Origin of the sequence: Allorhizobium pseudoryzae (assembly GCF_011046245.1) — a bacterium.
GTDB classification, from domain to species: domain Bacteria; phylum Pseudomonadota; class Alphaproteobacteria; order Rhizobiales; family Rhizobiaceae; genus Neorhizobium; species Neorhizobium pseudoryzae.
Window position 1 is genome coordinate 2,579,815 of sequence record NZ_CP049241.1, and the last position, 24,793, is coordinate 2,604,607.

At 61.8% G+C, this 24,793-nt stretch carries 27 protein-coding genes and 1 tRNA gene; 19 read left to right on the plus strand and 9 right to left on the minus strand.

Going from position 1 to position 24,793, the window contains the following annotated elements; all coding sequences use genetic code 11:
- Window positions 1-79: 79 nt before the first annotated feature.
- Window positions 80-1,204 carry an ATP-dependent DNA helicase gene (locus G6N78_RS12490; RefSeq protein ID WP_165218837.1) on the plus strand — a complete coding sequence of 375 codons (1,125 nt, stop codon included), beginning with the start codon at window positions 80-82 and terminating at the stop codon, window positions 1,202-1,204.
- Between the two features lie 9 nt (window positions 1,205-1,213).
- Here the strand turns inward: G6N78_RS12490 and G6N78_RS12495 are convergent, their stop codons facing one another.
- Both G6N78_RS12495 and G6N78_RS12500 read right to left on the minus strand, forming a co-directional pair.
- The gene (locus G6N78_RS12495; RefSeq protein WP_165218839.1) at window positions 1,214-1,720 is read right to left on the minus strand and encodes a DUF4405 domain-containing protein; all 507 of its coding nucleotides are present in this window, start codon (window positions 1,718-1,720) and stop codon (window positions 1,214-1,216) included.
- Between the two features lie 126 nt (window positions 1,721-1,846).
- Entirely contained in the window at window positions 1,847-2,527 is a 681-nt protein-coding gene (locus G6N78_RS12500) for a MerR family transcriptional regulator (protein WP_165218841.1), read from the minus strand.
- Window positions 2,528-2,778: 251 nt separating this feature from the next.
- On the opposite strand from G6N78_RS12500, the gene G6N78_RS12505 reads away from it, so the two are divergent.
- Window positions 2,779-3,531 carry a pyridoxine 5'-phosphate synthase gene (locus G6N78_RS12505; protein WP_165218843.1) on the plus strand — a complete coding sequence of 251 codons (753 nt, stop codon included), beginning with the start codon at window positions 2,779-2,781 and terminating at the stop codon, window positions 3,529-3,531.
- Between the two features lie 54 nt (window positions 3,532-3,585).
- On the opposite strand, the gene G6N78_RS12510 is transcribed toward G6N78_RS12505, so the two are convergent.
- Window positions 3,586-4,467 (minus strand): SDR family oxidoreductase, encoded by an 882-nt coding sequence (locus G6N78_RS12510; RefSeq protein ID WP_165221709.1) that lies wholly within the window; start codon window positions 4,465-4,467, stop codon window positions 3,586-3,588.
- A gap of 136 nt (window positions 4,468-4,603) precedes the next feature.
- Between G6N78_RS12510 and G6N78_RS12515 the strand changes: the two genes are divergently transcribed.
- Complete coding sequence (locus tag G6N78_RS12515) at window positions 4,604-5,014, plus strand: winged helix-turn-helix transcriptional regulator (RefSeq protein ID WP_165218845.1); 411 nt, start codon at window positions 4,604-4,606, stop codon at window positions 5,012-5,014.
- 15 nt (window positions 5,015-5,029) lie between these two features.
- On the opposite strand, the gene G6N78_RS12520 is transcribed toward G6N78_RS12515, so the two are convergent.
- On the minus strand, window positions 5,030-5,398 hold the full coding sequence (locus G6N78_RS12520; protein ID WP_165218847.1) for a DUF4087 domain-containing protein: 369 nt from the start codon (window positions 5,396-5,398) through the stop codon (window positions 5,030-5,032).
- A gap of 229 nt (window positions 5,399-5,627) precedes the next feature.
- Between G6N78_RS12520 and G6N78_RS12525 the strand changes: the two genes are divergently transcribed.
- A complete protein-coding gene (locus G6N78_RS12525) occupies window positions 5,628-6,266 on the plus strand; it encodes a TetR/AcrR family transcriptional regulator C-terminal domain-containing protein (RefSeq protein WP_206531651.1) in 639 nt (212 codons plus the stop codon).
- A 39-nt stretch (window positions 6,267-6,305) separates the two neighbouring features.
- Window positions 6,306-7,325, plus strand: a complete 1,020-nt coding sequence (ilvC, locus tag G6N78_RS12530; protein WP_165218851.1) for a ketol-acid reductoisomerase — start codon at window positions 6,306-6,308, stop codon at window positions 7,323-7,325.
- A 118-nt stretch (window positions 7,326-7,443) separates the two neighbouring features.
- Here the strand turns inward: ilvC and G6N78_RS26045 are convergent, their stop codons facing one another.
- Both G6N78_RS26045 and G6N78_RS12540 read right to left on the minus strand, forming a co-directional pair.
- On the minus strand, window positions 7,444-7,527 hold the full coding sequence (locus G6N78_RS26045; protein ID WP_370691521.1) for a hypothetical protein: 84 nt from the start codon (window positions 7,525-7,527) through the stop codon (window positions 7,444-7,446).
- 156 nt (window positions 7,528-7,683) lie between these two features.
- Window positions 7,684-8,811, minus strand: coding sequence for a GGDEF domain-containing protein (locus G6N78_RS12540; RefSeq protein ID WP_165218853.1), 1,128 nt, complete (start codon window positions 8,809-8,811; stop codon window positions 7,684-7,686).
- Window positions 8,812-9,107: 296 nt separating this feature from the next.
- On the opposite strand from G6N78_RS12540, the gene G6N78_RS12545 reads away from it, so the two are divergent.
- The 11 genes from G6N78_RS12545 (at window position 9,108) to G6N78_RS12595 (ending at window position 20,160) form a co-directional block, all read left to right on the plus strand.
- Window positions 9,108-10,334 (plus strand): aminotransferase-like domain-containing protein, encoded by a 1,227-nt coding sequence (locus G6N78_RS12545; RefSeq protein WP_165218855.1) that lies wholly within the window; start codon window positions 9,108-9,110, stop codon window positions 10,332-10,334.
- Between the two features lie 128 nt (window positions 10,335-10,462).
- A complete protein-coding gene (locus G6N78_RS12550; protein ID WP_165218857.1) occupies window positions 10,463-11,299 on the plus strand; it encodes an SHOCT domain-containing protein in 837 nt (278 codons plus the stop codon).
- A 110-nt stretch (window positions 11,300-11,409) separates the two neighbouring features.
- Window positions 11,410-12,393 (plus strand): ABC transporter substrate-binding protein, encoded by a 984-nt coding sequence (locus G6N78_RS12555; RefSeq protein ID WP_165218859.1) that lies wholly within the window; start codon window positions 11,410-11,412, stop codon window positions 12,391-12,393.
- A gap of 13 nt (window positions 12,394-12,406) precedes the next feature.
- Window positions 12,407-14,101, plus strand: coding sequence for an ABC transporter permease (locus tag G6N78_RS12560; RefSeq protein ID WP_165221715.1), 1,695 nt, complete (start codon window positions 12,407-12,409; stop codon window positions 14,099-14,101).
- On the plus strand, window positions 14,089-15,120 hold the full coding sequence (locus tag G6N78_RS12565) for an ABC transporter ATP-binding protein (protein ID WP_165218861.1): 1,032 nt from the start codon (window positions 14,089-14,091) through the stop codon (window positions 15,118-15,120). The genes G6N78_RS12560 and G6N78_RS12565 overlap by 13 nt, the downstream gene beginning before the upstream one ends.
- A 50-nt stretch (window positions 15,121-15,170) precedes the next feature.
- Window positions 15,171-16,277, plus strand: a complete 1,107-nt coding sequence (locus G6N78_RS12570; protein ID WP_165218863.1) for an endonuclease/exonuclease/phosphatase family protein — start codon at window positions 15,171-15,173, stop codon at window positions 16,275-16,277.
- Window positions 16,274-17,017: an NUDIX hydrolase gene (locus tag G6N78_RS12575; RefSeq protein WP_165218864.1), complete on the plus strand. Its 744-nt coding sequence runs from the start codon at window positions 16,274-16,276 to the stop codon at window positions 17,015-17,017. The genes G6N78_RS12570 and G6N78_RS12575 overlap by 4 nt, the downstream gene beginning before the upstream one ends.
- A gap of 75 nt (window positions 17,018-17,092) precedes the next feature.
- Entirely contained in the window at window positions 17,093-18,010 is a 918-nt protein-coding gene (locus tag G6N78_RS12580; RefSeq protein WP_165218866.1) for a PhzF family phenazine biosynthesis protein, read from the plus strand.
- A gap of 368 nt (window positions 18,011-18,378) precedes the next feature.
- The gene (locus tag G6N78_RS12585) at window positions 18,379-18,597 is read left to right on the plus strand and encodes a hypothetical protein (RefSeq protein ID WP_165218868.1); all 219 of its coding nucleotides are present in this window, start codon (window positions 18,379-18,381) and stop codon (window positions 18,595-18,597) included.
- Between the two features lie 182 nt (window positions 18,598-18,779).
- Entirely contained in the window at window positions 18,780-19,718 is a 939-nt protein-coding gene (locus G6N78_RS12590) for an NAD(P)H-dependent flavin oxidoreductase (RefSeq protein ID WP_165218870.1), read from the plus strand.
- A 217-nt stretch (window positions 19,719-19,935) separates the two neighbouring features.
- Window positions 19,936-20,160 carry a hypothetical protein gene (locus tag G6N78_RS12595; RefSeq protein ID WP_165218872.1) on the plus strand — a complete coding sequence of 75 codons (225 nt, stop codon included), beginning with the start codon at window positions 19,936-19,938 and terminating at the stop codon, window positions 20,158-20,160.
- Between the two features lie 198 nt (window positions 20,161-20,358).
- Here the strand turns inward: G6N78_RS12595 and G6N78_RS12600 are convergent, their stop codons facing one another.
- On the minus strand, window positions 20,359-20,502 hold the full coding sequence (locus tag G6N78_RS12600; protein WP_165218874.1) for a DUF1127 domain-containing protein: 144 nt from the start codon (window positions 20,500-20,502) through the stop codon (window positions 20,359-20,361).
- Between the two features lie 262 nt (window positions 20,503-20,764).
- On the minus strand, window positions 20,765-20,911 hold the full coding sequence (locus G6N78_RS12605; RefSeq protein WP_165218876.1) for a DUF1127 domain-containing protein: 147 nt from the start codon (window positions 20,909-20,911) through the stop codon (window positions 20,765-20,767).
- Window positions 20,912-21,608: 697 nt separating this feature from the next.
- Here G6N78_RS12605 and G6N78_RS12610 point away from each other — a divergent pair.
- Both G6N78_RS12610 and tig read left to right on the plus strand, forming a co-directional pair.
- Window positions 21,609-21,693 (plus strand) — tRNA-Leu (locus tag G6N78_RS12610).
- A gap of 160 nt (window positions 21,694-21,853) precedes the next feature.
- Window positions 21,854-23,350, plus strand: a complete 1,497-nt coding sequence (gene tig, locus G6N78_RS12615) for a trigger factor (protein WP_165221718.1) — start codon at window positions 21,854-21,856, stop codon at window positions 23,348-23,350.
- 527 nt (window positions 23,351-23,877) lie between these two features.
- Here the strand turns inward: tig and G6N78_RS12620 are convergent.
- Complete coding sequence (locus G6N78_RS12620) at window positions 23,878-24,129, minus strand: CrpP-related protein (RefSeq protein WP_206531570.1); 252 nt, start codon at window positions 24,127-24,129, stop codon at window positions 23,878-23,880.
- Window positions 24,130-24,407: 278 nt separating this feature from the next.
- On the opposite strand from G6N78_RS12620, the gene G6N78_RS26110 reads away from it, so the two are divergent.
- Window positions 24,408-24,725: a DUF6894 family protein gene (locus G6N78_RS26110; protein ID WP_441397893.1), complete on the plus strand. Its 318-nt coding sequence runs from the start codon at window positions 24,408-24,410 to the stop codon at window positions 24,723-24,725.
- The last annotated feature ends 68 nt before the right edge of the window (window positions 24,726-24,793 follow it).

Genomic DNA, 24,793 nt, shown 5'->3' on the forward strand with positions numbered 1-24,793 from the left:
ACCGCGTCCCACCGTTTTATTCCGTTGTTTATCGGTTTTTCTGGTTGCCTCTCCGGTTCGAATCCTGCCAAGTCCGCCCATGCAATTTGCTCCACAACAGGATGAGGCCCTCAAGGCCGTTTCGAACTGGCTGAAGGAAGGCCGCACCCCGGTCTTCCGGCTGTTCGGTTATGCCGGAACCGGCAAGACGACGCTTGCCCGGCATTTTGCCGAAAATGTCGATGGCGACGTGCTGTTTGCCGCCTTCACCGGCAAGGCGGCGCAGGTGCTGCGCTCGCGCGGGGCCTCCAATGCCAAGACCATCCATTCGCTGATCTACCGCCCGCGCGGCGAAGAGGCGGTGGAGGACGAAGAGACGGGCAAGACATCCGTCGCGCCGATGTTCTCCATCAACCGGCAGAGCCCGGTCGCCAAGGCGGCGCTGATCGTCATCGACGAGTGCTCGATGGTGGATGAGCAACTCGGCCGCGACCTGATGAGTTTCGGCACGCCGATTCTGGTGCTCGGCGATCCCGGCCAGTTGCCGCCCGTGTCCGGCGGCGGTTTCTTCACCGAACAGGAGCCGGATTACCTGCTGACGGACATCCACCGCCAGGCGCGCGACAATCCGATCATCCAGCTCGCCATGCATGTGCGCGAGGGCAAGGAGATCATGCACGGTGACTACGGGACTGCGCAGGTGATTTCCCGCAACGAGGTCAACCAGTCGCTGGTGCTGGAGGCGGACCAGGTGCTCGTCGGCACCAACAAGACGCGGCGGCGCTACAATCAGCGCCTGCGCGAGCTGAAAGGCTTTTCGCTGCCCTATCCGCAATCGGGCGACAAGCTGGTCTGCCTGCGCAATGATCCGGCCAAGGGTCTGCTCAATGGTTCGCTCTGGCAGGTGATGAGCTCGTCGCGCGAAACCGTCAAACCCGGCATCAACCTGATGATCCGTCCGGAAGATGACGACATGGATCGGGGTGCGGCGAAGATCAAGCTTCTGAAGCAGGCCTTCGAGGAGGAGGGGGAAATCCCCTGGACCACCAAGAAGCGCTATGACGATTTCGACTTCGGTTACGCGCTCACCGTGCACAAGGCGCAAGGCTCGCAGTGGAACAAGGTCGTGCTGTTCGATGAAAGCTGGGCGTTTCGCGACACCCGCGAGCGCTGGCTCTATACCGCCATCACCCGCGCGGCGGAGACGATCACCATCGTCCGGTGACTGGTTCCGCTACCGGCGGAGCGAGGCGACCTGGGTGATCAAGTCACGGTCGCTCTTGCCCGAGGATTGCGCGATGTCGCCCATCGACCGATCCGCGGCGGCTGCCGCAAACCCCTTCTCCTTTAGGACAGTGATCACCTCTTCCTCGGTCCGGCCGACCAGGCTTGCGATCTGCGCGGGTTTGGCGGCCGAAATCAGCTGCAGGATGGCGACCTGCGGCGGAGCGCCCTTCTGGCCGCTGCCGGATCCCAGCGGGATGAAAAAGGCGAGCGACGCCAGAAGCGACAGTCCGAGCGCGATCGCCATCGGCGCGCGCTTGAAATAGGCGGTCATTGGCCGCCAGTTCTTCCATAGGTGCAGCACGAACGGCAGGATCAGCACCATGCTCAGCCATTCGTGGATGCCGTGGAAGGCGCCGGGCCCCCAGTGAAAGAAGAGAGCCACGCCGGAGATCAGCGAGACGAGGAAAAGACCGGTGATCAGCGGTGTCGCGTAGCGGAGAAAGAGGCTTGCCATGAGGTTCTGACTTCAGATTAGAATTGTTCTGAAGAAAACTTACGAGAGCAAAGCTCCGCCGTCACGTTACAAAACGGCAATCGTAGTCTTGCCATAATTCAAGTTTGCCGGACTGTCGCGCTATGATCAGTGGGGCAGAATGCCGATCATCACCGCCTTGGCGGCTGCCTGGAACCGGTTGCTGGCGCCGAGCTTTTCCATCAGGTCGTCTTCCAGCCGCGCCAGCGCCTCCATGTCCATACCGAGCCGTTCGGCGAGGTCCCGTCCGCCGAAACCCTCCGTCATCAGGATGAGGCAACGCCGTTCGAGATCGGAGATGGAGGGGCGATGTTCGACCGGGACGCCCGCCAACACGTCAGTGCGCTCGATCAGGGTGCGGATCTGCTGAATCTGACGGTTGATCGAGGAGAGATCGGCGGTGATTTCCCGTTTGCGGGCCTCCAGCGCCCGTTGAAACAGGCTGTCGGCCTCGTCCTGGGTTCTGACGTCGCTCAGTTCCTCCATCAGGTCCTGGATGGCGGCAAGCGAAATGCCGATTTCGCGGCAGGCGCAGATCACCGCCATGCGGCGGATGTTTTCCGCGTCGTAGACTCGCATGGTGCCGAGCCGCTCCGCCCGGATCAGCCGCTTCTCCTCATAAAAATGCAGCGTGCGATGGGTGACGCCGAAGAGATCGGCCATGTCTGCGATGGGCAGGGGCGCATGGCGCGCCGCATCCGCCCGGGCAAATCGGGGCAGGAACACCATCGCCTCCTGCCGGCTGTCCCATGTGTCGCTGTTTTTGCCGTGAAAGAAATCCGATTGCATCTGCACCTCTCCCCGCATCGTCACCGGATCCAGTTTCCGGTCTTCTCTAGGTGTCCCTCCCTGGGACTGGCGTGATAGCCTTATACTTGTTCTAACGTTAGCAACTTTTAATATAATTGAAACTGCGATTCTATCACCACAAGAATTCATAGAGGCTTCAGCATTTTGCATGCGTCGCGGTGCCGCGTGCCGTTGCCGCACCCTGCCGGTTTGTTCTAGACATTCACGTCATCTGCCGAAGGAACACCGCGATGCCCGCCAAGCTTTCCGTCAATCTGAATGCCGTCGCCATGCTGCGCAATCGCCGCGATCTGCCGTGGCCGAGTGTTGCGCATCTCGGCCGGATCGCGCTTCAAGCGGGCGCCTATGGCCTGACGGTGCATCCGCGCCCCGACCAGCGGCATATCCGGTTTTCCGATCTTCCGGTGCTGCGGGCGCTGATCGACGATGCGTTTCCGCACGCCGAGTTCAACATCGAGGGGTATCCGAGCGAGGATTTCCTGGCGCTGTGCGAACGCACCGAACCGGAACAGGTGACGCTGGTGCCGGACGACCCGTCCCAGGCCACATCGGACCACGGGTTTGATTTTCGCACCCAGGGGGAGATGCTGAAGCCGATCGTGGCGAGGCTGAAGGCGAAGGGCATGCGGGTTTCGCTGTTTGCCGATGGCGATGGCGACGAGGAGGCGGTCAAGCTTGCGAAGGCCACCGGCGCCGACCGCATCGAACTCTATACGGGCCCCTATGGCGGCTGCTTCGATCAGCCGGACAAGGCGAAGGACATACTGGAGCTTTTGGGGCGGACCGCCGATGCGGCAAAGGCCGAAGGCCTTGGCGTCAACGCCGGTCATGATCTGACGGTCGCCAACCTGCCGGCATTGGCCCAGCGCATCCCGCATCTCGCCGAAGTGTCGATCGGGCATGGGCTGACGGCGGATGCGCTGGAATACGGCATGGCCGAGACGGTGCGCCGTTTCCGCCGCGCCTGCGGCGAGACGATCTGACCGGTGGCAACCAAGACGTTCGCCACCGGCCTCTCTTGGCCGATCAGGCGGAGATCAGCCGAGTGCTGATTTGTGCGCGGTGAAGAAGTCCGACACCGACTGCGGTCTGCGGCCGGTCAGCGCCTCGAAATCGCCGGTCACCAGGTTGAAATTGCCGGCGCGGATATTGGCCTCGGTCGAGACAACCAACTTCACGACAAAATCCGGCAGGCCGGCGGAAGAGGCGCCAGCCGCCAATTGCTCGTCATTAATCTGAACGACGGCCAGCGGCTTGCCGGCCGCTGTGGCGATGGCGGATGCGATCTGATCGGCGTTCAGGGCTTCCGGACCCGTCAGCGTCAGCGTGACATCGCCGGCCGGCGGATGAGCAAGGGCGGCGGCTGCCGCTGCGGCGCAATCGTCCCGGGAAATATGTCCCGTCCGTCCGTCGCCGCGGGAGGTAAACCACTGGCCCGTTTCCAGGTTGTGCTTCATGCTCATGAAGTAGTTGTCAAAATACCAGGAATTGCGCAGGATCGTATAAGCAAGACCGCTCGCCTTGATGGCCTCCTCGGTGCCCAGGTGATCCGGAGCAAAGCTGACGAGGGATTTGTCCGGGTTCGGCATGGATGTGTAGAGGATATGCTTGACGCCGGCCTTGACGGCTGCCGCAACGGCAGCCTTGTGCTGAGACAGCCGCTTGCCGGGTACCGCCAGTTCGTCCGTTGAAATCAGGAGCAGGCGGTCGATGCCGGCAAAGGCCTTTTCCAGGCTCGCCGGATCGTCGAAATCGGCGCTGCGCGTCTCGACACCCTTGTCGGCGAGGTCTGTCAGCTTGGCGGGATTGCGGCTGGCGGCGACGATCTGGTCAGCCGCGCCCTTGGAGGCGAGAAGGTTGGCCAGCACGGCGCGGCCCAACTGGCCAGAGGCGCCCGTCACGAGAAGTTTCGTCATCAGTCATGTCCTTCACTGGAGGCTGTCGAACGCAGCCTGGAAACCTGCTCTCAATTTGAGAGTAGCGCTAAATTAAGAATTGACCGGGGGCTGTAAAGAAGGCAGTTTTGCGGGAGATCGTTACCTCAAGGGAACTGCCATGGACCAGCGCACGCCTCCCGAACTGTTGAATGTCGCCTCCTGCGAAAAACAGGACTGGAATGCCGACAATTGCCCGGTGCGCGACGTCATGATCCATATTGCCGGCAAGTGGGCAACGCTTCTGCTTCTCGCGCTGTCGGAAAAGCCCTATCGTTTCGGAGAACTGCGCCGGCTCGTGCCGGACATTTCGCAGCGCATGCTGACGCAGACGTTGCGTGACCTGCAGCGCGACGGTTATGTGGAGCGGACGGTGTTCCCGACCAAGCCACCGAGCGTCGAATACAAGATGACGCCGCTGGGTCATTCGCTGTATGCGCGCCTGGAAGGCGTGATGAAGTGGGCCGCCGCCCACCACCCAGACATCAAGGCGGCGCGCGAAAAATTCGATGCGTCGGAACTCGCCGCCTGACCTGTCGGCTGCTGCTCAGCCCTCGGGTTTCGGCAGCGTCCTGTCGTTCTTGCACTTTGACAGCGGAAGTTGCTTGACCGAGCGGATTTCGGTGATGCGCATCTCCGCCGCATCGGTTTCGACCGACATGCAGGCACAGGCATACCCGTAATATCCATTGGTCTGCACGAACTGTCCGGCCGAAAAATCCGGCATGTTGTCGATGCCGTCGGGTTCGAGGTCCGATCCTTGCGTGAGGATCGTCCAGGAGCCATCCCGATCATCCAGCCAGTAATTGCCCGGCGTCGGGTTTTGCACCCAGCCGCATCGGTTCTCCGCCATGGCGGGGGCTGCCAGAAGCCCGGTGCCGACTGCCACAGCCAGCGCAAGAAATTTCAACTGCATGATGGCCTCCGCCTCCGTTTCTTTCGTCTTCAATAAGATGTTGTTCCGATTCTTTCCAGAACTTCCAATTCCCCTCTTGACGTCTTCAAGCGGCCCGCTTAAACGGATGGAACCGTACCGTACGGTACGCAATACTGGCGTGCGCTGGAGCGCATGGACATGAGTATTGCGGCGATCATGTCCGGTGCCAAGAGGGAGGGTTTTCAACGTGTCCGCCGAACTGTCCGAAATGCCGGAGTTTTCGCCACGCCAGAACGAGGTTCTGGAGCAGGCGCTCAAGCTTCTGGTGGATGGCGGCGAAAAAGCGCTGACGACCTCCGGCCTGGCACGGGCCGCCAATTGTTCGAAGGAAAGCCTCTACAAGTGGTTCGGGGATCGCGACGGTCTGCTGGCCGCCATGATCGCGCATCAGGCGAGCAAGGTGCGCACCTTCGAGCGCGGTTCCGCGCGGCTGACGCCGGATCTCTTGCGCGAGCATCTCGAAACCTTTGGTCGCGATCTTCTGGAGGTGCTGTCGGGCGAGGTCTCGCTGGCGCTCAACCGGCTGGCGGTCGGCCAGGCAAGCCGTGAAGGCTCCAAGCTTGGCCGTCTGCTGATCGAGCACGGCCGGCGCCAGATCGACCGCCGTGCCATCGGCCTGATGGAGGCCGGTCGGCGTGCGGGCCTGTTGCGGTTCCAGGATGCCGATAGCGCCTACCACACACTTTACGGCCTCATCGTCTCGGATCTGCATGTGCGCATGCTGCTGGGCGAGCCGGGGCTGAAGGACAATCAACGCCAGGCGGCGAGGGCGGTCGAAGCCTTCCTCAAGCTGCATGGCGTTTCAACCGATACCGGGGGCGCCCAGCGGGCGTCTGCGGGCAGATAAACCAGACTTATAACAACGCATAGGGAAGGACGAAGTCACATGCGCGTCTATTACGATCAGGATGCCGATCTCAACCTCATCAAGTCGAAGAACGTGGTCATCGTCGGCTACGGTTCCCAGGGCCGCGCACACGCGCTGAACCTGAAGGATTCCGGCGCAAAGAACGTCGCGATCGCGCTGAAGGCCGGTTCGCCGACCATCAAGAAGGCCGAAGCCGATGGCTTCAAGGTCATGACCGTTGCCGAAGCCGCTGCCTGGGCCGACCTTTTGATGATGGCGACCCCGGACGAACTGCAGGCCGACATCTACAAGGCCGATATTGCCGGCAACATCCGCGACGGTGCCGCCATCGCGTTTGCCCACGGCCTCAACGTGCATTTCGGCCTCATCGAGCCGAAGTCGACGGTTGACGTCGTCATGATCGCGCCGAAGGGCCCGGGCCACACCGTGCGCGGCGAATACCAGAAGGGCGGCGGCGTGCCGTGCCTGGTTGCCGTCCACCACAATGCTTCCGGCAACGCGCTGGATCTGGCGCTCTCCTACGCCTGCGGCGTCGGCGGCGGCCGTTCGGGCATCATCGAGACCAACTTCAAGGAAGAGTGCGAAACCGACCTTTTCGGCGAACAGGTCGTTCTGTGCGGCGGTCTCGTCGAGCTGATCCGCGCCGGCTTCGAAACGCTGGTCGAAGGCGGTTACGCACCGGAAATGGCCTATTTCGAGTGCCTGCACGAAGTGAAGCTGATCGTCGACCTGATCTATGAAGGCGGCATCGCCAACATGAACTACTCGATCTCGAACACGGCCGAGTGGGGCGAATACGTGACCGGTCCGCGCATCATCACCGCGGAAACCAAGGCTGAGATGAAGCGCGTTCTGCACGACATCCAGACCGGCAAGTTCACCTCGGACTGGATGCAGGAATACCGTTCGGGTGCAGCCCGCTTCAAGGGCATCCGCCGCATGAACGACAGCCACCAGATCGAGGAAGTCGGCACGAAGCTGCGCGCCATGATGCCCTGGATCGGCAAGAACAAGCTGGTCGACAAGGCCGTCAACTAACGGCCGGTTACGATCCGGGCATGTTTTGCCAGCACGCCTTCGATGGCGTGGGATCGGCGACCGCCGACGGATCGACGAGACAAGGATCAGGAAACGGCGGGGCTTCGGCTCCGCCGTTTCAGTTGTCAGGCACGAGTTTCATCACCGTGAACTGCTGCCGGATTTCGAAGCCAAGACGTTTATAGACCCGGATCGCCCCCATATTGCTGGCATAGGTATGCAGGAGGGGGCGCTCGCCGTGCTTCGACCCTCAATCTGCAACGGATCTCAGAGGGGATGGCCGTTATGCCGGTTTTGCCAGAAAGCCTGGAGAATTTTGATGGTGACCCGCGAGATGAGATCGGCTCGGGTGTCGTCTTCACGCCTCAATGGTCGTGGCGGCTGCGTCTTCCTGCTCGACCCGGTTCCGTCCGAGCTGTTTGGCCCGGTAAAGGGCGGTATCGGCTCGTCTCACCAGGCGCAACGGGGTGTCCGTCGACCCTGGGCCAAGGCTTGAGACGCCGAGGCTGACGGTGATACGGGCGCTCGCTTCCGGCACGGGGATTTCAAGCGTCGACAGCTTTTCCCGGATGGTCTCCGCGAGCGTCAGGGCAGCAGTCGCGTCGGTGCGCGGCAGGATCATGACAAATTCCTCTCCGCCATACCGTGCCACCATATGCCCGGGCGGTAACGGCATGGCACGAAGTGCCGCGCCAATCGCCGCAAGACAGGCATCCCCCGCCTGATGACCATAGGTATCGTTGAACGGCTTGAAATGATCGACGTCGAAGAGGATCACAGAATAGGGCAGCAGTTCGGCGTTCTGCCGCGGGTCATTGGCTTCCATGTACCGGTCGAGTGCGCGACGGTTGAAAAGACCCGTCAGAACATCGGTGAGGGCCGTTTTTTGGAGCCTCTCGTTGGCGAGGCGCAGTTCTTCATTGGTGCGCGCGATTTCCTGCAGGAGGGCGTCCTTTTCCGCTTCGACTTGCAGCTGTCGCAAACGGAAGCGGATCAGGCTTCGCATATGCCCCAACTGGAAGCCGGCAAACAGGATGGCTGCCGGTGCGATGATCCAGTCGCCATGATAAAGACTGACGCCTACTATCTGAACGATCAGAATGCAGGTCTGGCCGATCAGTGGCAAAGGCGCCATAAAAGCGCGGGCCGTGGCAGACTGAATGATGACGCAGGCAATCGTCAGGATCAGGTATCGGTCGCTCGGTGACGTGCCGCGCAAAAGAAGCGTGATCGAGGCGCCCCAGGCGGTGCCGGAGGTGAGGGCCGAGATGATGAAAAAATTCATCCAGAAGGTCGGGTTCTGCCGCTTGGCGCGCCGGTAATACCATTGCCCGCCGGCCCATCGGAACAGAAGGTGAGCATAAGCAACCGTGACGGCCGGTGCGGCATAGCTGCCGCCGCCATTCCAGATCGTAAATGCTGCCGTCAGACAAATGCCCGCCATGGCGATGACGTGCGGCCATATCGAGAAAAGTTCGTCCAGCATCTGCCATTTGAGAGGCCCGGACGCTTCTCCCTTAAAGACGGTCGTCCTCAGTAGGTCAGACCATAATAACTGCATGATTTTTCTGGCGCTTTCCTAGTATGTCGTCAGCTTATACCGCAAGGCTGAATAAAGTCCTAGACAAGGAATCACGAAAGCTTCGGCTTCCCATCGCTCCCGCCGTTCTGCTAAATCGGGCGATGGTCACATGGCATAAAATCTCAATAGGTCAGTATTGCTGACCTGTCGGTGTTTGTGCTAAGGATTCTGCCATAAGATTGAAATAAGAGGAAACACCGGTGCTCGATTGGGATCATATATTTGCGACGCGCTCCTCGCGCATGCGCGCTTCCGAAATCCGCGAACTGCTCAAGCTCCTGGAGCGTCCGGACATCATTTCCTTCGCCGGCGGTATTCCGGACCCCGCGCTGTTTCCGGATGTGGCCTTCAAGGATGCCTATTCCGAGATCTTTTCGGGTTCTCAGGTCAACGCGGCGCTGCAGTATTCGGTCAGTGAAGGGTACAAACCCTTGCGCGAATGGCTGGTTGGCGAAATGGCGAAGATCGGCATTGACTGCAGCGTCGACAACGTCTTCATCACCTCCGGTTCGCAGCAGGCGCTGGATTATCTCGGCAAGCTCTTCCTGTCGCCGAAGGATACCGCGCTCGTCACCTGGCCGACCTATCTCGGCGCGCTGCAGGCCTTCAACGCCTACGAGCCGAACTACGACCAGTTGACACCGAACGGCAATCGCACGCCCGACGCTTACCGCGAAACGGCGGCGAAGAACGGCGGCGCGGTCAAATTCGCCTATCTGTCGGCCGACTTCTGCAACCCGACCGGCGAGACCGTGGACCGCCAGGGCCGTGAGAAGGTGCTGGATCTGGCCGACGAACTCGACATCGCCGTCATCGAGGACGGCGCCTACCAGTCGCTGCGTTACAATGGCGAGCCGATCCCGCCGTTGCTGGCGCTGGAGATCGCCCGAAAGGGCGGCATCGAGAACACCCGCACCATCTATTCCGGCAGCTTCTCCAAGACGTTGGCGCCGGGTCTTCGCGTCGGTTTCGTCGTTGCCAACATGTCGGTCATCCGCAAGCTGGTTCTGATGAAACAGGCCACCGACCTGCATTCCTCGACGATCAACCAGATCGCCATCGCAACGGTGGCCGAGCGGATCTTCGATGCGCAGGTGGCGAAGATCAAGGCCGCCTACAGCGCGCGGCGCGATGCCATGCTTGCGGCCTTGGCAAAGTACATGCCGGCCAGCACCAGCTGGACGAAGCCGGAAGGCGGAATGTTCATCTGGGTGACGCTGCCGGCCGGTCTCGATGGCGCGGAGCTTCTTGCCCGCTCGATCGAAACGGAAAAGGTGGCCTTCGTTCCGGGCCAGGCCTTCTTTGCCGATCGTTCCGGCGCCAACACGCTGCGGCTCTCCTTCTCCTGTGCCAACGAGGCAATGATCGAGGAAGGCATCCAGCGTCTCGGTCGCCTGATCCGCAATGCGGAGGTGAAGGCCGCCTGAGGTCTCACCACTGAGCAGATGGCTTGCCATCGCCAATCTCTTCGCTTTCCCGGCGGGGCTGTGCCATAACAGAGGCATAGCCCCGCCGGCGCTTTCGCCATCCGGTGCGAAGGCAGGAGAACGATCTGATGCAGGGCCTTTCCGACGATACACGCCGCGTGCTGGGTGACATTGCCCGTCAATACGGGGTCAGCGAGGACGCGGCCCTTGCCATGCTGCTTGCAGTTCAGCGCGGGCAGGGCACCATGGCGCAGTTCAATATCGGCGAACTCGGCGGCAGCGGCCAGTGGATGCTGGGCGGCATGACCATGGTCGGCGACATGTTCAATTACGGGCTGAAGAACACGGTGGACGGGCTCTGCAATGCCCTGTCGCAGGCTTTGTCGTCGGGGCGCATCCATCTGCCGAGCGTGGGCGGTGCCGCTTCGGCCTGGTGGCCGCAATGGCTGGGCTCTCCCTCCAGCACCGGCGCGCAAAACGACAGCGCCTATGCGGTGTTTCCGAGCCACCGGCGCCTTGCCATCAAGGACGGCGGCGGCGTGCATCTTTACGACACCGGCGATCATTTCATCTCCGGCGTCGGCCAGCAGCAGGGCTCCAATACCGGGCTCACCTTTTCCAGCCAGTACGGATCGTTCTCGGTGAGCAGCCTGCGACACGTCGATGACGGGGCACCGTCTCCGACACCGGTGGCCGAAGTCGAGGCCGGCGGTTTCCGCAGTGACGGGTCACTTGCGGCAAGTCCGCAACCGGAGATGGCCGACACCGTTTCGATCGAGCCGACGGCCATCCCCGCCATTCAACCCCCGGCCTCTCCCACAGCACCGCCGGCAACTGCGGCGCCGATGGCCGACAGCACGGCAATCCTCGCCCTGATCGAAAAGCTCGCGGCACTGCGCGAGGCCGGCATTCTGACGGATGCGGAGTTTACGGCGAAGAAGACGGAGCTTCTTTCCCGCCTCTGACGCGTGGTGGGAGGGGTTTCTGCTATTCCTGCATTCCAAGATCGACTTTGTCACATCTCTGTTAGGCGGCCATGATTTAGCGGGGGCAACGTTCACGAGGAGTTTGCCCCATGAAGACGCTTCTTTCCGCCCTGACCGCTGTTGTCGCCCTTGGTGCCCTGGCAACGTCTGCCACCGCTGCCGATCTCGTCATCTATACCAGCCAGCCGAACGAGGATGCGCAGGCGACCGTCGATGGTTTCAAGGCCGCCCATCCGGGCATCGATGTCGAGTGGGTGCGTGACGGAACGACGAAGATCATGGCCAAGCTGATGGCCGAGATCGAGGCCGGCAATCCGGTCGCCGACGTGCTCTTGATCGCCGATACCGTGACGCTCGAGCGCCTGAAGCAGGACAAGCGCCTGCTGTCCTACACGTCGCCGGAAGCCAAGGCCTATGACGCCTCGCTCTTCGATGCGGACGGCTATTATTATTCGACCAAGCTGATCACCACCGGCATCATGGTCAACACCCAGGCTTCGATGAAGCCCACCAGCTGGAAGGATCTGGCAAAGCCGGAGGCCAAGGGTCTCGTGACCATGCCGAGCCCGCTGACCTCGGGTGCCGCCCTCATCCATGCCCAGACGCTCACCGCCGATCCGGCGCTCGGCTGGGATTACTACCGGGCGCTCAAGGAGAACGGTGCGACTGCCTCCGGCGGCAACGGTGCGGTGCTGAAGTCGGTCGCCTCGGGCGAAAAGGCCTATGGCGTCGTCGTCGATTACATGCCGATCCGCGAAAAGGCGAAGGGTGCGCCGGTGGAATTCGTCTTCCCGTCGGAAGGTGTCTCCGCCGTCACCGAACCCGTCGCCATCATGGCCGGCACCAAGCACCAGGATGCGGCCAAAAAGTTCGTTGATTACGTGCTCTCCGAAAAGGGCCAGGAGGGTTTCCTGAGGCTCGGTTACATCCCGGCCCGTAACGGCATGCCGGTTCCGGCCGGCTTCCCGGCCCGCGACACGATCAAGCTGATGCCGTTCAATGCCTCGGACGCGCTGAAGAACACCGAGAAGGATCTGAAGACCTTCTCCGAGATCTTCGGTGGCAACGGCTGATTTTTCGCGCGCCATGTCCCGTATTCTGACCTTGGGAAACAGCCAGCCGCGCTGGCTGTTTCCTTTTGTGCTCATTGTCCTGTTCCTCCTCAGCGTGCTGCCGCTTGGCCGGCTGGCCGCAACGGGCATCCTGTCGCTGATGCGCGGCGGCGGAGACGGGCTGCTGTCCGATCCCAGCCTCTGGGCGGCACTGTGGAACACGCTCGCCACCTCGTTTTACGGCATGCTGGTCTCGGTCCTGATCGGCGGAGCCTTCGCGCTGCTGCTGACGTTGTTCGACATCCGCGGCAAATGGATGCTCGGCTTTCTCTTCATGCTGCCGATGATGATCCCGCCGCAGGTGACGGCGCTCTCCTGGGTCGGGCTGACGGGACCCTCCAGCACGCTACTGAAAGCGATTGGAATGGCGCCGCCGCTCGGCAGCCCGCAGCCGCTTTATTCCATTGGCGGGATTGCGCTTCTGCTCGGCGTGCAGAATGCGCCGCTTGTCTACCTGGCGCTCCGGGCCGGGCTTCTGGCGCTGCCACGCGACGGCATCGAGGCGGCCCGCCTCTCCGGCGCCTCGGCGCTGCAGGTGCTCATGCACATCATCCTGCCGCTCGCACTCCCCGGTTTTGCCGCCGGTGCCGCCATGGCCTTCGTCTCGAATGTCGGCAATTTCGGCATTCCGGCGATCCTCGGCATCCCCGCCTCGATCTACACGCTGCCGACGCTGATCTATGCGAAATTCGCCAGTTTCGGCCCCAACACATTCGCGGACATCTCGTTGCTGTCTGGCCTGATCGCGCTCCTCTCCGTCGCCGGGCTTCTGGTGGAGGAGCGGGTGCTGCGCGGCCGCGATTACCGCATCATCGGGCTCTCCGGCCGCACCGCCGTGTTTCAGCTGAAAAGTTGGCGGCTGTTCTGCGAACTCTCCCTTTGGCTTGTGCTGCTGCTGATCCTCGTCCTGCCCTTTGCAGCGCTGGTCGCCAGTTCGCTGGCACCCGCCTATGGCGTGCCGCTCAGCCTGAAGACGGCGACCATCCATGCCTACGAAGAGGTGCTGCTGCGCCAGGCGGTGACGCAGACAGCGTTCCGCAACTCGATTGGGCTGTCGCTTGCCACCGCCTTTGGCCTGCTGCTGGTGACGGTGCTGATGGGCTATCTCGTTGCCCGCAGCGGGCGGCGGCTGGCAGCGCTGATCGGCGCGCTTGCGGATATTCCCTACGCGCTGCCGGGCATCGTGCTGGCGGTCGCCTGCATCCTCCTGTTTGCAGCACCTTTGCCGGTGTTCGGCGTGTCGATCTACGGCACGATCTGGATTCTGCTGTTTGCCTATTGTTCCAGTTTCCTCGCCGTCAGCCTCCGGCCGATCGCCAGCGCCTTCCGCCAGCTCGATCCGTCTCTGGAAGAGGCTGCGCGGCTCTCTGGCGCCGGCTTTTTCCGGCGCATGCGGGACATCCTCTCGCCGCTGATTGCCCCGGCGGCGGGTGCGGCGGTGATCCTCGTCTTTCTCATTGCCTGCAACGAACTGACGGTCTCGGCGCTGCTCTGGTCGGCGGGCACGCAGACGCTTGGCGTTGCGATCTACAATCTCGATGACAGCGGCAGCTTCAACCTCGCTTCCGCGCTTTCGGTGCTGGTGGTGGGGATGGTGGTCGTCATGATGTTTCTTCTGGAACTCCTGGCGAACCGGCTGCCCAAAGGAGTGGTGCCGTGGCGCAGTTGATCCTCAACCACCTGTCGAAGGATTTCGGCACGGGCAAACCGGCCGTCACCGGCGTATCGCTGAAAATCCGCGAGGGTGGCTTTCTGGCGCTGCTCGGCCCGTCCGGCTGCGGCAAGACGACGGTGCTGCGCATGATCGCCGGCTTCGAGCAGCCGAGCGATGGCGAGATCTTTCTTGGCGAATGGCGGCTCGCGGATGTGAATGCCATGGTGCCGCCGGAAAAGCGCAACATGGCGATGGTGTTCCAATCCTATGCGCTCTGGCCGCATATGTCGGTGGCGGAAAACGTCGGCTATCCCTTGAAGGTCCGCGGGCTGTCCCGCGATGCCCGCGACACCAAGATCCGCGCGGCGCTCGAGGCGGTGCGGCTGGACGCCTTTGCCGATCGCCGACCGGCCGATCTCTCCGGCGGACAACGCCAGCGCGTGGCGCTCGCCCGCTGCCTCGTCACCGATCCGGACGTGGTGCTGCTCGACGAGCCGCTCGCCAATCTCGACCGGCATCTGCGCCAGGAAATGGAAGAGACGTTTCGCGAGTTTCACGTCCGCTCGCGTGCCACGATGATCTATGTGACGCATGACCAGGCGGAGGCCATGGCGCTGGCGACTGATGTGGCGGTGATGGCGGAAGGTAAACTTCTGCAGGTCGCCCCGCCGCAGGAGATCTATGCACGACCGGAAGGCCGCATCGTCGGCGGCTTGATCGGGCAGGGGGCGATTCTGTCTCTCCCTTGGCCGGATCAGGCCGGGCGTGAGGCGGACTGGTCGGTGATCCGCGAGATGGTTTCGCCGCAGGCGCTGTTCACCCAGTCTTTTGCCGATGTGCTGGTGCGGCCGCAGGATGTCATCCTTTCCGATGAAGGTCTGGATGCGGCGGTCGAATCCGCCGTCTTCGAGGGCGAACGGTATGCACTGCGTTTGCGACTGGACAACGGCCAGCGGCTGCGCGCCTTCAGTCGGCGTCCGCATGCCGTGGGCGACCGGGTGCGGGCGGTCATTCGCTCTGCTTGGCGGTTGTAAGACGGGATGGGAGCGCTATGCTTCCCCTCCCGACGCCTTGAAAGTCTGCCATGCCGCTTCGCCTCGCCACCTTCAACATCGAAAACCTGATGGCCCGTTTCGATTTCTCCGGCTTCCGCAAGCAATGGCGGCAGGATCGCGTCGTCAAGATGTTCGGCGTCGAGGACCAGGAGCTTTACCGCGATCTCGAACAGGCGCGGCTGATTTCCGAGACGGATGATACACGCCAGCTGTCCGCGCTCGCCATCGCCGAAACGGCAGCCGATATCCTCTGCCTGCAGGAGGTGGACGACATGGCCGCCCTTCAGGCCTTCGAGGAAAACTATCTCTATCGCATGCTGGGCTACGGCTATCGGCAAAAGATCCTCGTGGAAGGTAATGACAGCCGCGGCATCGATGTGGCGGTGATGATGCGCGACCGGACACGCGACGGTTTGCCCATCGAACTCGTCGATGTGCGCAGCCATGCGACGCTGACGTACCAGGATCTCGATCTCTTCACGCCGCAGATCGCGCTCACCAACCAGCCGCAGGACCGGATCTTTCGCCGTGACTGCCTGGAAGTGGATGTGAAGATCGGCGGCAGGCCGCTGACGCTCTACGTCGTGCATTTCAAGTCGATGACCGGCTCGCGCGAGGAGGGTGACGCCCGCATGGCGACCATGCCGGTGCGCGAGGCCGAAGCGCGTGCCGTCCGCCACATCATCGAGCAGCGTTTCGACCGCAACCTGGCGAACCGAAACTTCGTTATCTGCGGCGACATGAACGATTACCAGGAGCGGGTGAAGGTGATCGGTGACCGTCTCGACGGCTACCGGTTCGAGCCCGCGCGCGAAGAGGTGAGTGCGCTCGACATCTTCAGCCGCGACGGTTTTGCCGAGAACATCGTGCGCCGCCGCCCGGAGATGGACCGTTGGACGCTCTATCATGCCCGCGGGCCGCAGGAGCAGCATTTGTGCCAGCTCGATTATCTCTGGCTGTCGCCAGCGCTGTCGCGCGCCAATCCGGACGCGGTGCCGCAGATCATTCGCAACGGCCAGCCCTATCGCACCGTGTTTCCGCCGGACCAGGCGGTCGAGCGGTTTCCCCGCATCGGCTGGGACAGGCCAAAGGCGTCCGACCATTGCCCCGTGGTCGTCTCTCTGGAGATCCAATGATGGAACGACACGCGACCCAGCCGGTGGATAGCAAGGTCTTCGCCATTTCCGGCATCGACATGCGCGTTGAGCCAGGCCGGCATTCCTTCGAGATTGCCGAGGAGGCGGCGATTGCGGAAAACTGGCAGCGGGAACTCGCCGCCAATCCGGCGCTCTACAACGGCGAGATCGTGCTGCAGGAGGAGATAAAGCTGCACGGCGGCGTGGTCGAGGCGCGGGCGAGGATGAGCAATTTCGCGACGCTGTTGTGGTGGCGCAAACAGCCGCAGCCGACAAGCGGGCGGATGCTGGTGGCGAGCGCCGTGCCGATATCCTCCGACGGTGCGGCGATTGTCATTCGGATGGCACCGCACACCGCCAATCCCGGCATGGTCTATTTTGCCGCCGGCTCGCTCGATGGCTCCGATCTCAGGCTTGACGGCACGGTCGATGTTCTGGGCAGCATGGGACGGGAGCTTTTAGAGGAAACCGGCCTGCGTGTGGACGATGCGAGCGCCGATCCCGTTCTCTATGCGGTCTCGGCCGGCGCCCGGTTCTACCTCTTCCGCTTCTACCGCTTTCCTTGGACGGCTGCCGAGATGTGCCGTCGCGTGGAGGCGCATATGGCGGTCGATCCAGACCCGGAAATCAATGCCGTCTATCCGCTGACCAGCGCCGACCTTTCGCTCCATCGGTATGACCGTCTTGCCCGGATCATCCTGCCCTTCTTTTTCGGGGACGAGACGAACAAGGCGGGTTGATGCACGGACCTGTCTCGGGCAGGTTGTCGCGCACGTCTGGGACAGCTGTGCGGAATGCCGCGGCGGGAGGTTTTGTTGGTTCTGCGTTACATGATCTACGATGTCTTTACCGACACCCGGCTTGCCGGCAATCCGCTCGCCGTCGTCTTCGGCGCGGATGCGCTTTCCGATGAGACCATGCAGGCGCTGGCCGGCGAGATGAACCTGTCGGAAACCGTGTTTATCCGGACGGCGCAGAACCCGGCCCATGCGGCGCGCCTCAGGATTTTTACGCCGGCCCGCGAGCTTCCCTTTGCCGGCCATCCGACGGTGGGGGCGGCCATCGCGATTTCCGAACTCAACCACGCGGATCAGCATCCGGATTTCGATATCGTCTGCGTGCTCGAAGAAAATGTCGGCCCGGTCCGCTGCGCGGTCAAGCTGTCGGATACGGGTGCCAGCTTTGCGGAGTTCGACCTGCCGCGCAATCCCGTGCGCACCGATCTCAACCTCGACCGGCAAGGCCTTGCCGATGCGCTCGGCGTCAAGCTGTCCGATCTCGGCTTTGAAAACCATGTGCCGGCCATCTGGAGCGCCGGCGTGCCGTTTCTGATGCTGCCGCTGCACAACCTGGCTGCCGTCGAAGGCGTCGAGTTCGACGTGACCTTGTGGGAAAAGGCGGCGCCGCTGGTCGAGGGCCGGCTTGCCTCCGCCTATGTCTATTGCCGGGGCGGCGTGCACCATGCGGCGAAATTCCATGCCCGGATGTTTTCCCCCGACATGGGGATTGCCGAGGATCCGGCAACGGGGGGAGCGGCTGCAGCACTTGCCGGCGCCATCCACCAGTTCGACGCATTGCCCGACGGGCTCACCCCGATCCTCATCGAACAGGGCGTCGAAATGGGCCGTCCATCCTTCATTCATCTTCACATCGATGTGAAGGATGGAGCGATTTCCAAGGCGCGGATCGGTGGGCAGGCGGTCAAGCTGGCGAGCGGCGAACTCCACCTCTGAAATTTCTGTGATGAGAGGGAACCGGATTTCTGCTCCCCCGTTATAGGGCGCGAGCGGGAGAAGGACGATGCAGCCCATTATCGAGACGAGACGCCGAGTGGTCGGCCAGCCCTGCTGTCTGCGGTCAAAGCCGCTGTCCGCAGTGGTCACGACACGGGATCGATCTTGATGTCGTAGTCCTCAGACGACCGGCGGCCGCATTGAGGGCCGATGCCAGGCCTGCCAGAGCGGGCCTTCGACCATGCCGCCGCACCGGTCAGATCGCCATTCCGTATCACCAGATTGTCGCCGTCTTGTTGGGGCCTATGGCCCGGCCGAATCCGCCGTAGAGGTGATTCGCAAGATGCATTTCATGCAGGAGTACCCACATGATCAGGAGTGAGAAGAGACCGAGCGAGGAGCCGTTGAACTCGGAGGATCTGGCGCGTTGCCAGCAGGTCTTCGAACGGCTCAAGGCCGATATCTGCCTCGACGAGGACCATGAGGAGATCAACCGCCTCGCCGCCATCACCATCGAGCTCTATCGCCAGGGCGTGCGGCGGGAAGACCAGTTGCGCGAGATGGTGGCGGCCGCCCGCGGTCACTAAAGAGTAGCTGCAGCTTTAAGCGAACGCAGGCGCGGCCTTTTTCCGAGGTCGCGCCTTTTTGATTCCCCGATGAAGGTGCGGCAGCGGTAAGACTTGCCGTTTACGTAAACTGCGGTTTATAACGAAGCCCACGAGGCTAGGCGCTTCTCGCGGGCGCCGATCATCATCCTGGGGAGGATTTCATGCCGTTGCCGTCCAGCTTTTCTAACCTGCGCCTGCCCGCCGTTGCCGCGCCGATGTTTCTGGCATCGGGCCCGGATCTGGTGGTCGAGACCTGCCGGTCCGGCCTTGTCGGCACCTTTCCGGCACTGAACCAGCGCACGACCCAGGGCTTTGTCGATTGGCTGGCGGAAATCCGCGATCGGCTCGCCGGCCATGCCAATGCGGCGCCCTACGGGGTCAACCTCATCGTGCACCGTTCCAATCCGCGGATCGAGGCGGATCTGAAGGCGGTGGTGGACAACAAGGTGCCGCTCGTCATTACCTCGCTCGGCGCCGTGCCGGATGTGGTCAACGCGGTGCATTCCTATGGCGGCCTGGTGTTCCACGACGTCATCAGCCGTCGCCATGCGGAAAAAGCGGCCGAGGCGGGTGTCGATGGCATCATCGCGGTCTGCGCCGGCGCCGGCGGCCATGCCGGCACGCTCAGCCCCTTTGCCCTCATTCCGGAAATCCGCTCCTTCTTCGGCGGCACGATCCTGCTGTCCGGCGCGATGAGCACCGGCGCGCAGATTGCCGCGGCCCGGATGATGGGCGCTGATCTCGCCTATCTCGGCACCCGTTTCCTCGTCACGAAGGAAGCGATGGTGAGCGACGACCAGAAGCGCATGACCATGGAGGCGAAGGCCGGTGACATCATCTACACCGATGCGATTTCTGGCGTGAACGCCAATTTCCTGCGCCAGAGCATTGTCGCGGCCGGGCTCAATCCCGCCAATCTCGTCTCGCATGGCCCGATGGACATGGCGAACGAGGCGAAGGCCTGGAAAAATGTCTGGTCGGCCGGGCAGGGCGTTTCGGCGATCGACGACATTCCGGCCGCAGCGGACCTATGCGAGCGGCTGATCGCCGAATACCGGGCCGCGATGAGCCAGGCTCTCTCGGATCCCTTCACGCATTGACCGCACCGGTCTTTCGCCGGCGGTTTTCGCAGTCGCGGAAAAGTGAGGATCAATCTGTCCAGCGGGCCGTTGATGCGCCTTTTTCCGCTGCCCATATCCTTCTTCATGGCAGCAGGAACAGTGGCCGCTCGGCGGTTCGATCTTTTCGGGATCGGCCGCAGCCCGGTTGTCTCGGATGGTCCGCCTGCTGCCCGCCTGTCGAGAAGGAGTTTCTCAGATGAAACGGATTGTTGCTCTTGCCGCTGTGGCTCTTCTGGGTGCCGGAACCATTGCCTTTGCCACCGATCTCTCGCATGCCAGCGAAGGCCGACTGAGTATCCACTCGGTGGGCGATACCGTATCGCAGGTGGATCTGGTGCATGGCGAGCGCGTGGCGGAAACCTATCGTGTTCAGCCGGACCATACGCTGACGCTTGTGGCGCGGACGCCGATCAACGGCTGATGCCGAACGATGCCGATGATTGACTGCGATGATGAGCCCGCCGTTCCGGCGGGTTTGTTGTTTCTGGGAGCAGGGATGATCGGCTTCACGGAAAAGCGGACAGCAAAAAGCCCCCGAAGACGACGCCTGGGGGCTGCATGCCGACTATTTCTGTGCTTCCGGCCCTCATCCGCAAATGGGGGAGCCGTTCTGCGATCCTTAGCGGAAGGAGCGCGACGCGATGTTACGGATGTCGTAACGGGTCAGGCCGATGTCGCTGAGGGCCTGGTTGGAGAGGCTGCTCAGCTCGTTCATCGTGCGGCGATAGCTGATCCAGCTCTTTGCGAGACGAATCGGGTTCATGGGGTGTTTCCTTGGATGTGTTGGCCAACCGATGTCTGATCGGTTGTGATGCGCTCTTATACAGCGTTGCATCCACTGTGTGCACTGCAAAAGGCAGATCGCTGCTATGCAAATGTGCAATGTGATGCCGAAAAAAACATCTATGGCGATAAACTGGGCGTCGCCCGGGGAGGCATCCGAAAAGCGTGCATAAAAAAACGCCCCCCGGCTGGGAGGCGTTTTTGGCCGGGCGACCCGAAGGCCGCGGCAGGTCTGCGTTGGCTCAGAAACCAACGGCCGTGCGGGCAACGCGACGGATGTCACCGCGGCCGATGCCGAGGTCGGTCAGTTCGCGGTCCGACATGCGGCCGAGTTCAGTAACGGTCTGACGATACTTGCGCCAGTTGTTGAGCGAGCGTGCGATGTTCATGGTCGTCTTCCTCTTTGGTGTCTGTCGGAGCGGTCGTTTCCGTCTCTCGATCTCTTGAGGCTCAATATATGTTGCACCGCGCAAATGAACAGCGCCTATCCCGTATGTCACCCATGCGCACAACGCATCGCTGGTTGATGGGTGTTAACCGGTATGGCGAAAAAATGAGCGGCAAGCCTGCGGCGGCGAGGAGAGCGTCGCCGGAGTGTCGAACCATGGGGTGGAGATGAGAGGGCCGTAAAAACAATAACGCTCACCGGGGGAGGAGGTCCGGTGAGCGTCATTTGTGATGACTGGCGATTGGGAGGAGGAGGGTCGCCAGTCTGATCGAGGTCCGCTGGGAGGAGGAGATGCGGTGCCTCGAATATGTGAAGCAGACTTTTCGTCCGCTGTTGTCCCCATCATACATGCGACCGCGAAATTGTGCAGTGCAATGAATTCATGTGAGCCATACGTTACGCGCATGGCTCATCTGTCATGGTTAAAGCCTAGCTGAAGTTTATTAGAAAGTGGTAAATAGCGGCAACTTCCGGCATTCTGTCTGTCGCGCTCTGGAAAACCGTAAAAAGCCGGTGTGTGGAGGCGGAACGGGGCTGAAACTGTCATTTTTTCTTTGCGTGCGGAAAAAACGGTTGTTATAGAGACGCGCGCTCCGGGAGGCCTCTGCGCGAGGTGTTTTTCGACGCGGCTTTGGGGCGCGGGTATGGTGAAATTGGTAGACACGCCAGATTTAGGTTCTGGTGCCGCAAGGCGTGGGAGTTCAAGTCTCTCTACCCGCACCAGTTCCGCGGCAGCTTCTGCCGCAGGTCTGATCCGGCTGGCGGCCTCTCGCCCCAGCGCAAACGAGATTGCATCGAAGCCACGACCGGCGACAGGTTCCGGCGTCGTGCTCATGGAAACCACGGCTGTCTGAGCACCGCCGCATGATATGAAGGTATGACAATGCAGGTTATCGAAACGCTCGCTGAAGGGCTGAAGCGCGAAATCAAGGTCGTAATCCCGGCCAAGGACATGGAACAGCGCATGAACGAGCGCCTGGCGGAAGCCAAGGACAAGGTGCGCATCAATGGTTTCCGTCCGGGCAAGGTGCCGGTTGGTCATCTGAAGAAGATGTACGGCAAGTCGATCATGGCGGAACTCGTCAATGAGATCGTCCGCGACCGTCCGAGCGCGATCCTGTCCGAGCGTGGCGAAAAGTCGGCGACCCAGCCGTCGATCTCGATGACCGAAGACGAAGCCGAAGCGGAAAAGATCCTGTCCGCAGAAGCTGATTTCGAGTTCACGCTGTCCTACGAAGTCATTCCGCCGATCGAGCTGCAGCCGACCTCCGGCATCAAGGTGACGCGCGAAGTTGTTGACGTCTCGGAAGACGAAGTCAACGAACAGATCCTCAAGATCGCCGAAAGCGCCCGCGCCTACGACGCCAAGGACGGCGCTGCCGAAACCGGCGACCGCGTGACGATGAACTACCTCGGCAAGGTCGATGGGGTGGCCTTCGATGGCGGCGCTGCCGAAGATGCCGATCTCGTCATCGGTTCGAACCGCTTCATCCCGGGCTTCGAAGACCAGCTCGTTGGCGTCAAGGCTGGCGACGAAAAGACCATAACGGTCACCTTCCCGTCGGAATATCCGGCTGCGAATCTCGCCGGCAAGGAAGCCACCTTCGACATCACCGTCAAGGAAGTGGCTGCCCCGACCGAGACCGAACTCAACGACGAACTGGCTTCCAAGCTCGGTATCGAATCGCTCGACAAGCTGAAGGAAATCGTTCGCGGCCAGATTCAGGGCCAGTACGGCAACGTTACCCGCCAGAAGGTCAAGCGTCAGATCCTCGACCAGCTGGACGAGATGTACAAGTTCGAAACCCCGGCCGGTCTGGTTGACGCCGAGTTCGACAACATCTGGCGCCAGATCAACACCGACCTGCAGCAGTCGGGCAAGACTTTTGCCGACGAAGACACGACGGAAGAGGAAGCCCGCGAAGAATATCGCAAGCTGGCCGAACGTCGCGTGCGTCTCGGCCTCGTTCTCTCCGAAATCGGCGAGAAGGGCGGCGTGGAAGTGACCGAAGAGGAAATGCAGCGCGCGCTTTACGCCCAGCTGCAGCAGTTCCCGGGTCAGCAGAAGGAAATCCTGGATTTCTTCCGCAACACGCCGGGTGCCGCCGCTTCGCTGCGCGCGCCGATCTTCGAAGAAAAGGTTATCGACAAGCTGCTCTCCGAAATCGACGTGACGGACAAGACCGTCTCGAAGGAAGAGCTGATGGCTGACGACGAAGAGGGTGCCGAAGGCGCCGCCAAGTCGGAAAAGAAGAAGGCCGCCCCGAAGAAGAAGGCTGCCAAGGCTGAGACCGCCGAGGCTGCTGAAGGCGAAGAAGCCGCAGCCCCGAAGAAGAAGGCTGCTCCGAAGAAGAAGGCCGCCGAAGGCGACGCCGAATAATCTTTGGTTGACGAGATTGCGGAAACCCCTGGCAGAAATGCCGGGGGTTTTTGCGTTGCGGAGGTTGAGTGGCAGCGCGTCCGACGTCAACAGCGCGCTGTGTCCGTCGCCCTGCTTCCGATACGCACGCACGCGGGACCTTGGAGTGGGGCCTTCCCGGACGCTCAGAGCACGATAAGGGACGGTTGCGCGGCAACCGTGGAGCGGCCAACCAAAAGCCGCTCTTGACGACGTCTGCGGGATGATATGGCTCGCTATTCGCTATTCGCTATTCGCTATTCGCTATTCGCTATTCGCTATTCGCTATTCGCTATTCGCTCCGGAGAGGAGCTATGCGACCCGGCCTTGCCGGTGGCGGAGCTTGGCGTCCGTTTCGCTGGGCGCCAGTCCTGGAATCGAACGTTCTGTTCCGCGGCCGTCCCGAAGGATTGAGACGGGGCTCACCAACTCTTGCGAGTAGGGGGTCCGCGAGCCCCTAACCGGCATCATGCCGGCTGCGCACAACTATCTCGCGCTCTTGCGCTTCCTCAAGTCCGAGGTGCGCTGAGGCCCGCCAAAGCTGCCTCCACCCTTAAGAAACCGTAAATGCCCGTATCGATCCGGCGCACTGTGTCTTCCATTTCCCAGCCGAAGGCCCAGGCCTCGTAGAGAACGTTACGTTCGTCCTCATGGCGACCCTCGACGTCCGAATCGGCATAGGGGTTGTCCGCGGCTGAAAGGCCAAGGATCCGGGCATTTGACCCACGTTCCTGGCTGTTCAGGAGAGACTCGAAATTCATGCACTTCACCTTCCAAGAGGAGGGCGTAATAAGTGTCCACCTGTCAGGTTACAAGTGTTCAAATGCGGGACGAACGGCTTTTCTCACACCGTCCGCAAGCTGACAAAAGCGAGATGAATCAAATTCTTCCTGCGTTAACGGGAAATGAAAGGAGGCAATGCCGCAGGACGCGCTGCAAAGGTTGGTCCACCCTGGGGTGCCGACGAGGGCCGTGGCTCCAGAACGCACGGAACAATTGCCGTTAAAGGTGAGTTTCTATCGGAAATCAGGATCTTGGCATGCCCCTTTATCATTTCAGCCTGGGCAGCGATGCCGTGGCGACGACCGATGTGGCAGTCGTTGAACTGTCGTCCCCACAGGCCGTTGTGGAGGAAGCGGGACGCATTCTCGCAGATATGGCGCGCGACGAGCTTCGCGGACGCGACCGCGCGTCCGTCTTTCTCATCGTGAAGGACGCTGAAGGGCATCCTGTTTTTGTCTCTAGCTTCTCGTTTGCCTCCGTCTGGCCTGACCCGGCCTCGGAGCCTACCACACGACCGGGCCCGCATCGGAAGGCCGGCGGGCCAGACGTCAGTTCTTCGCGTCGGGACGGTTAAAGGCTCCTGGCCCCACCGGCAGGGCGGGGGCAGGAGCCTTTTTCAGATTTCCGCAAAAGACCAGCTTA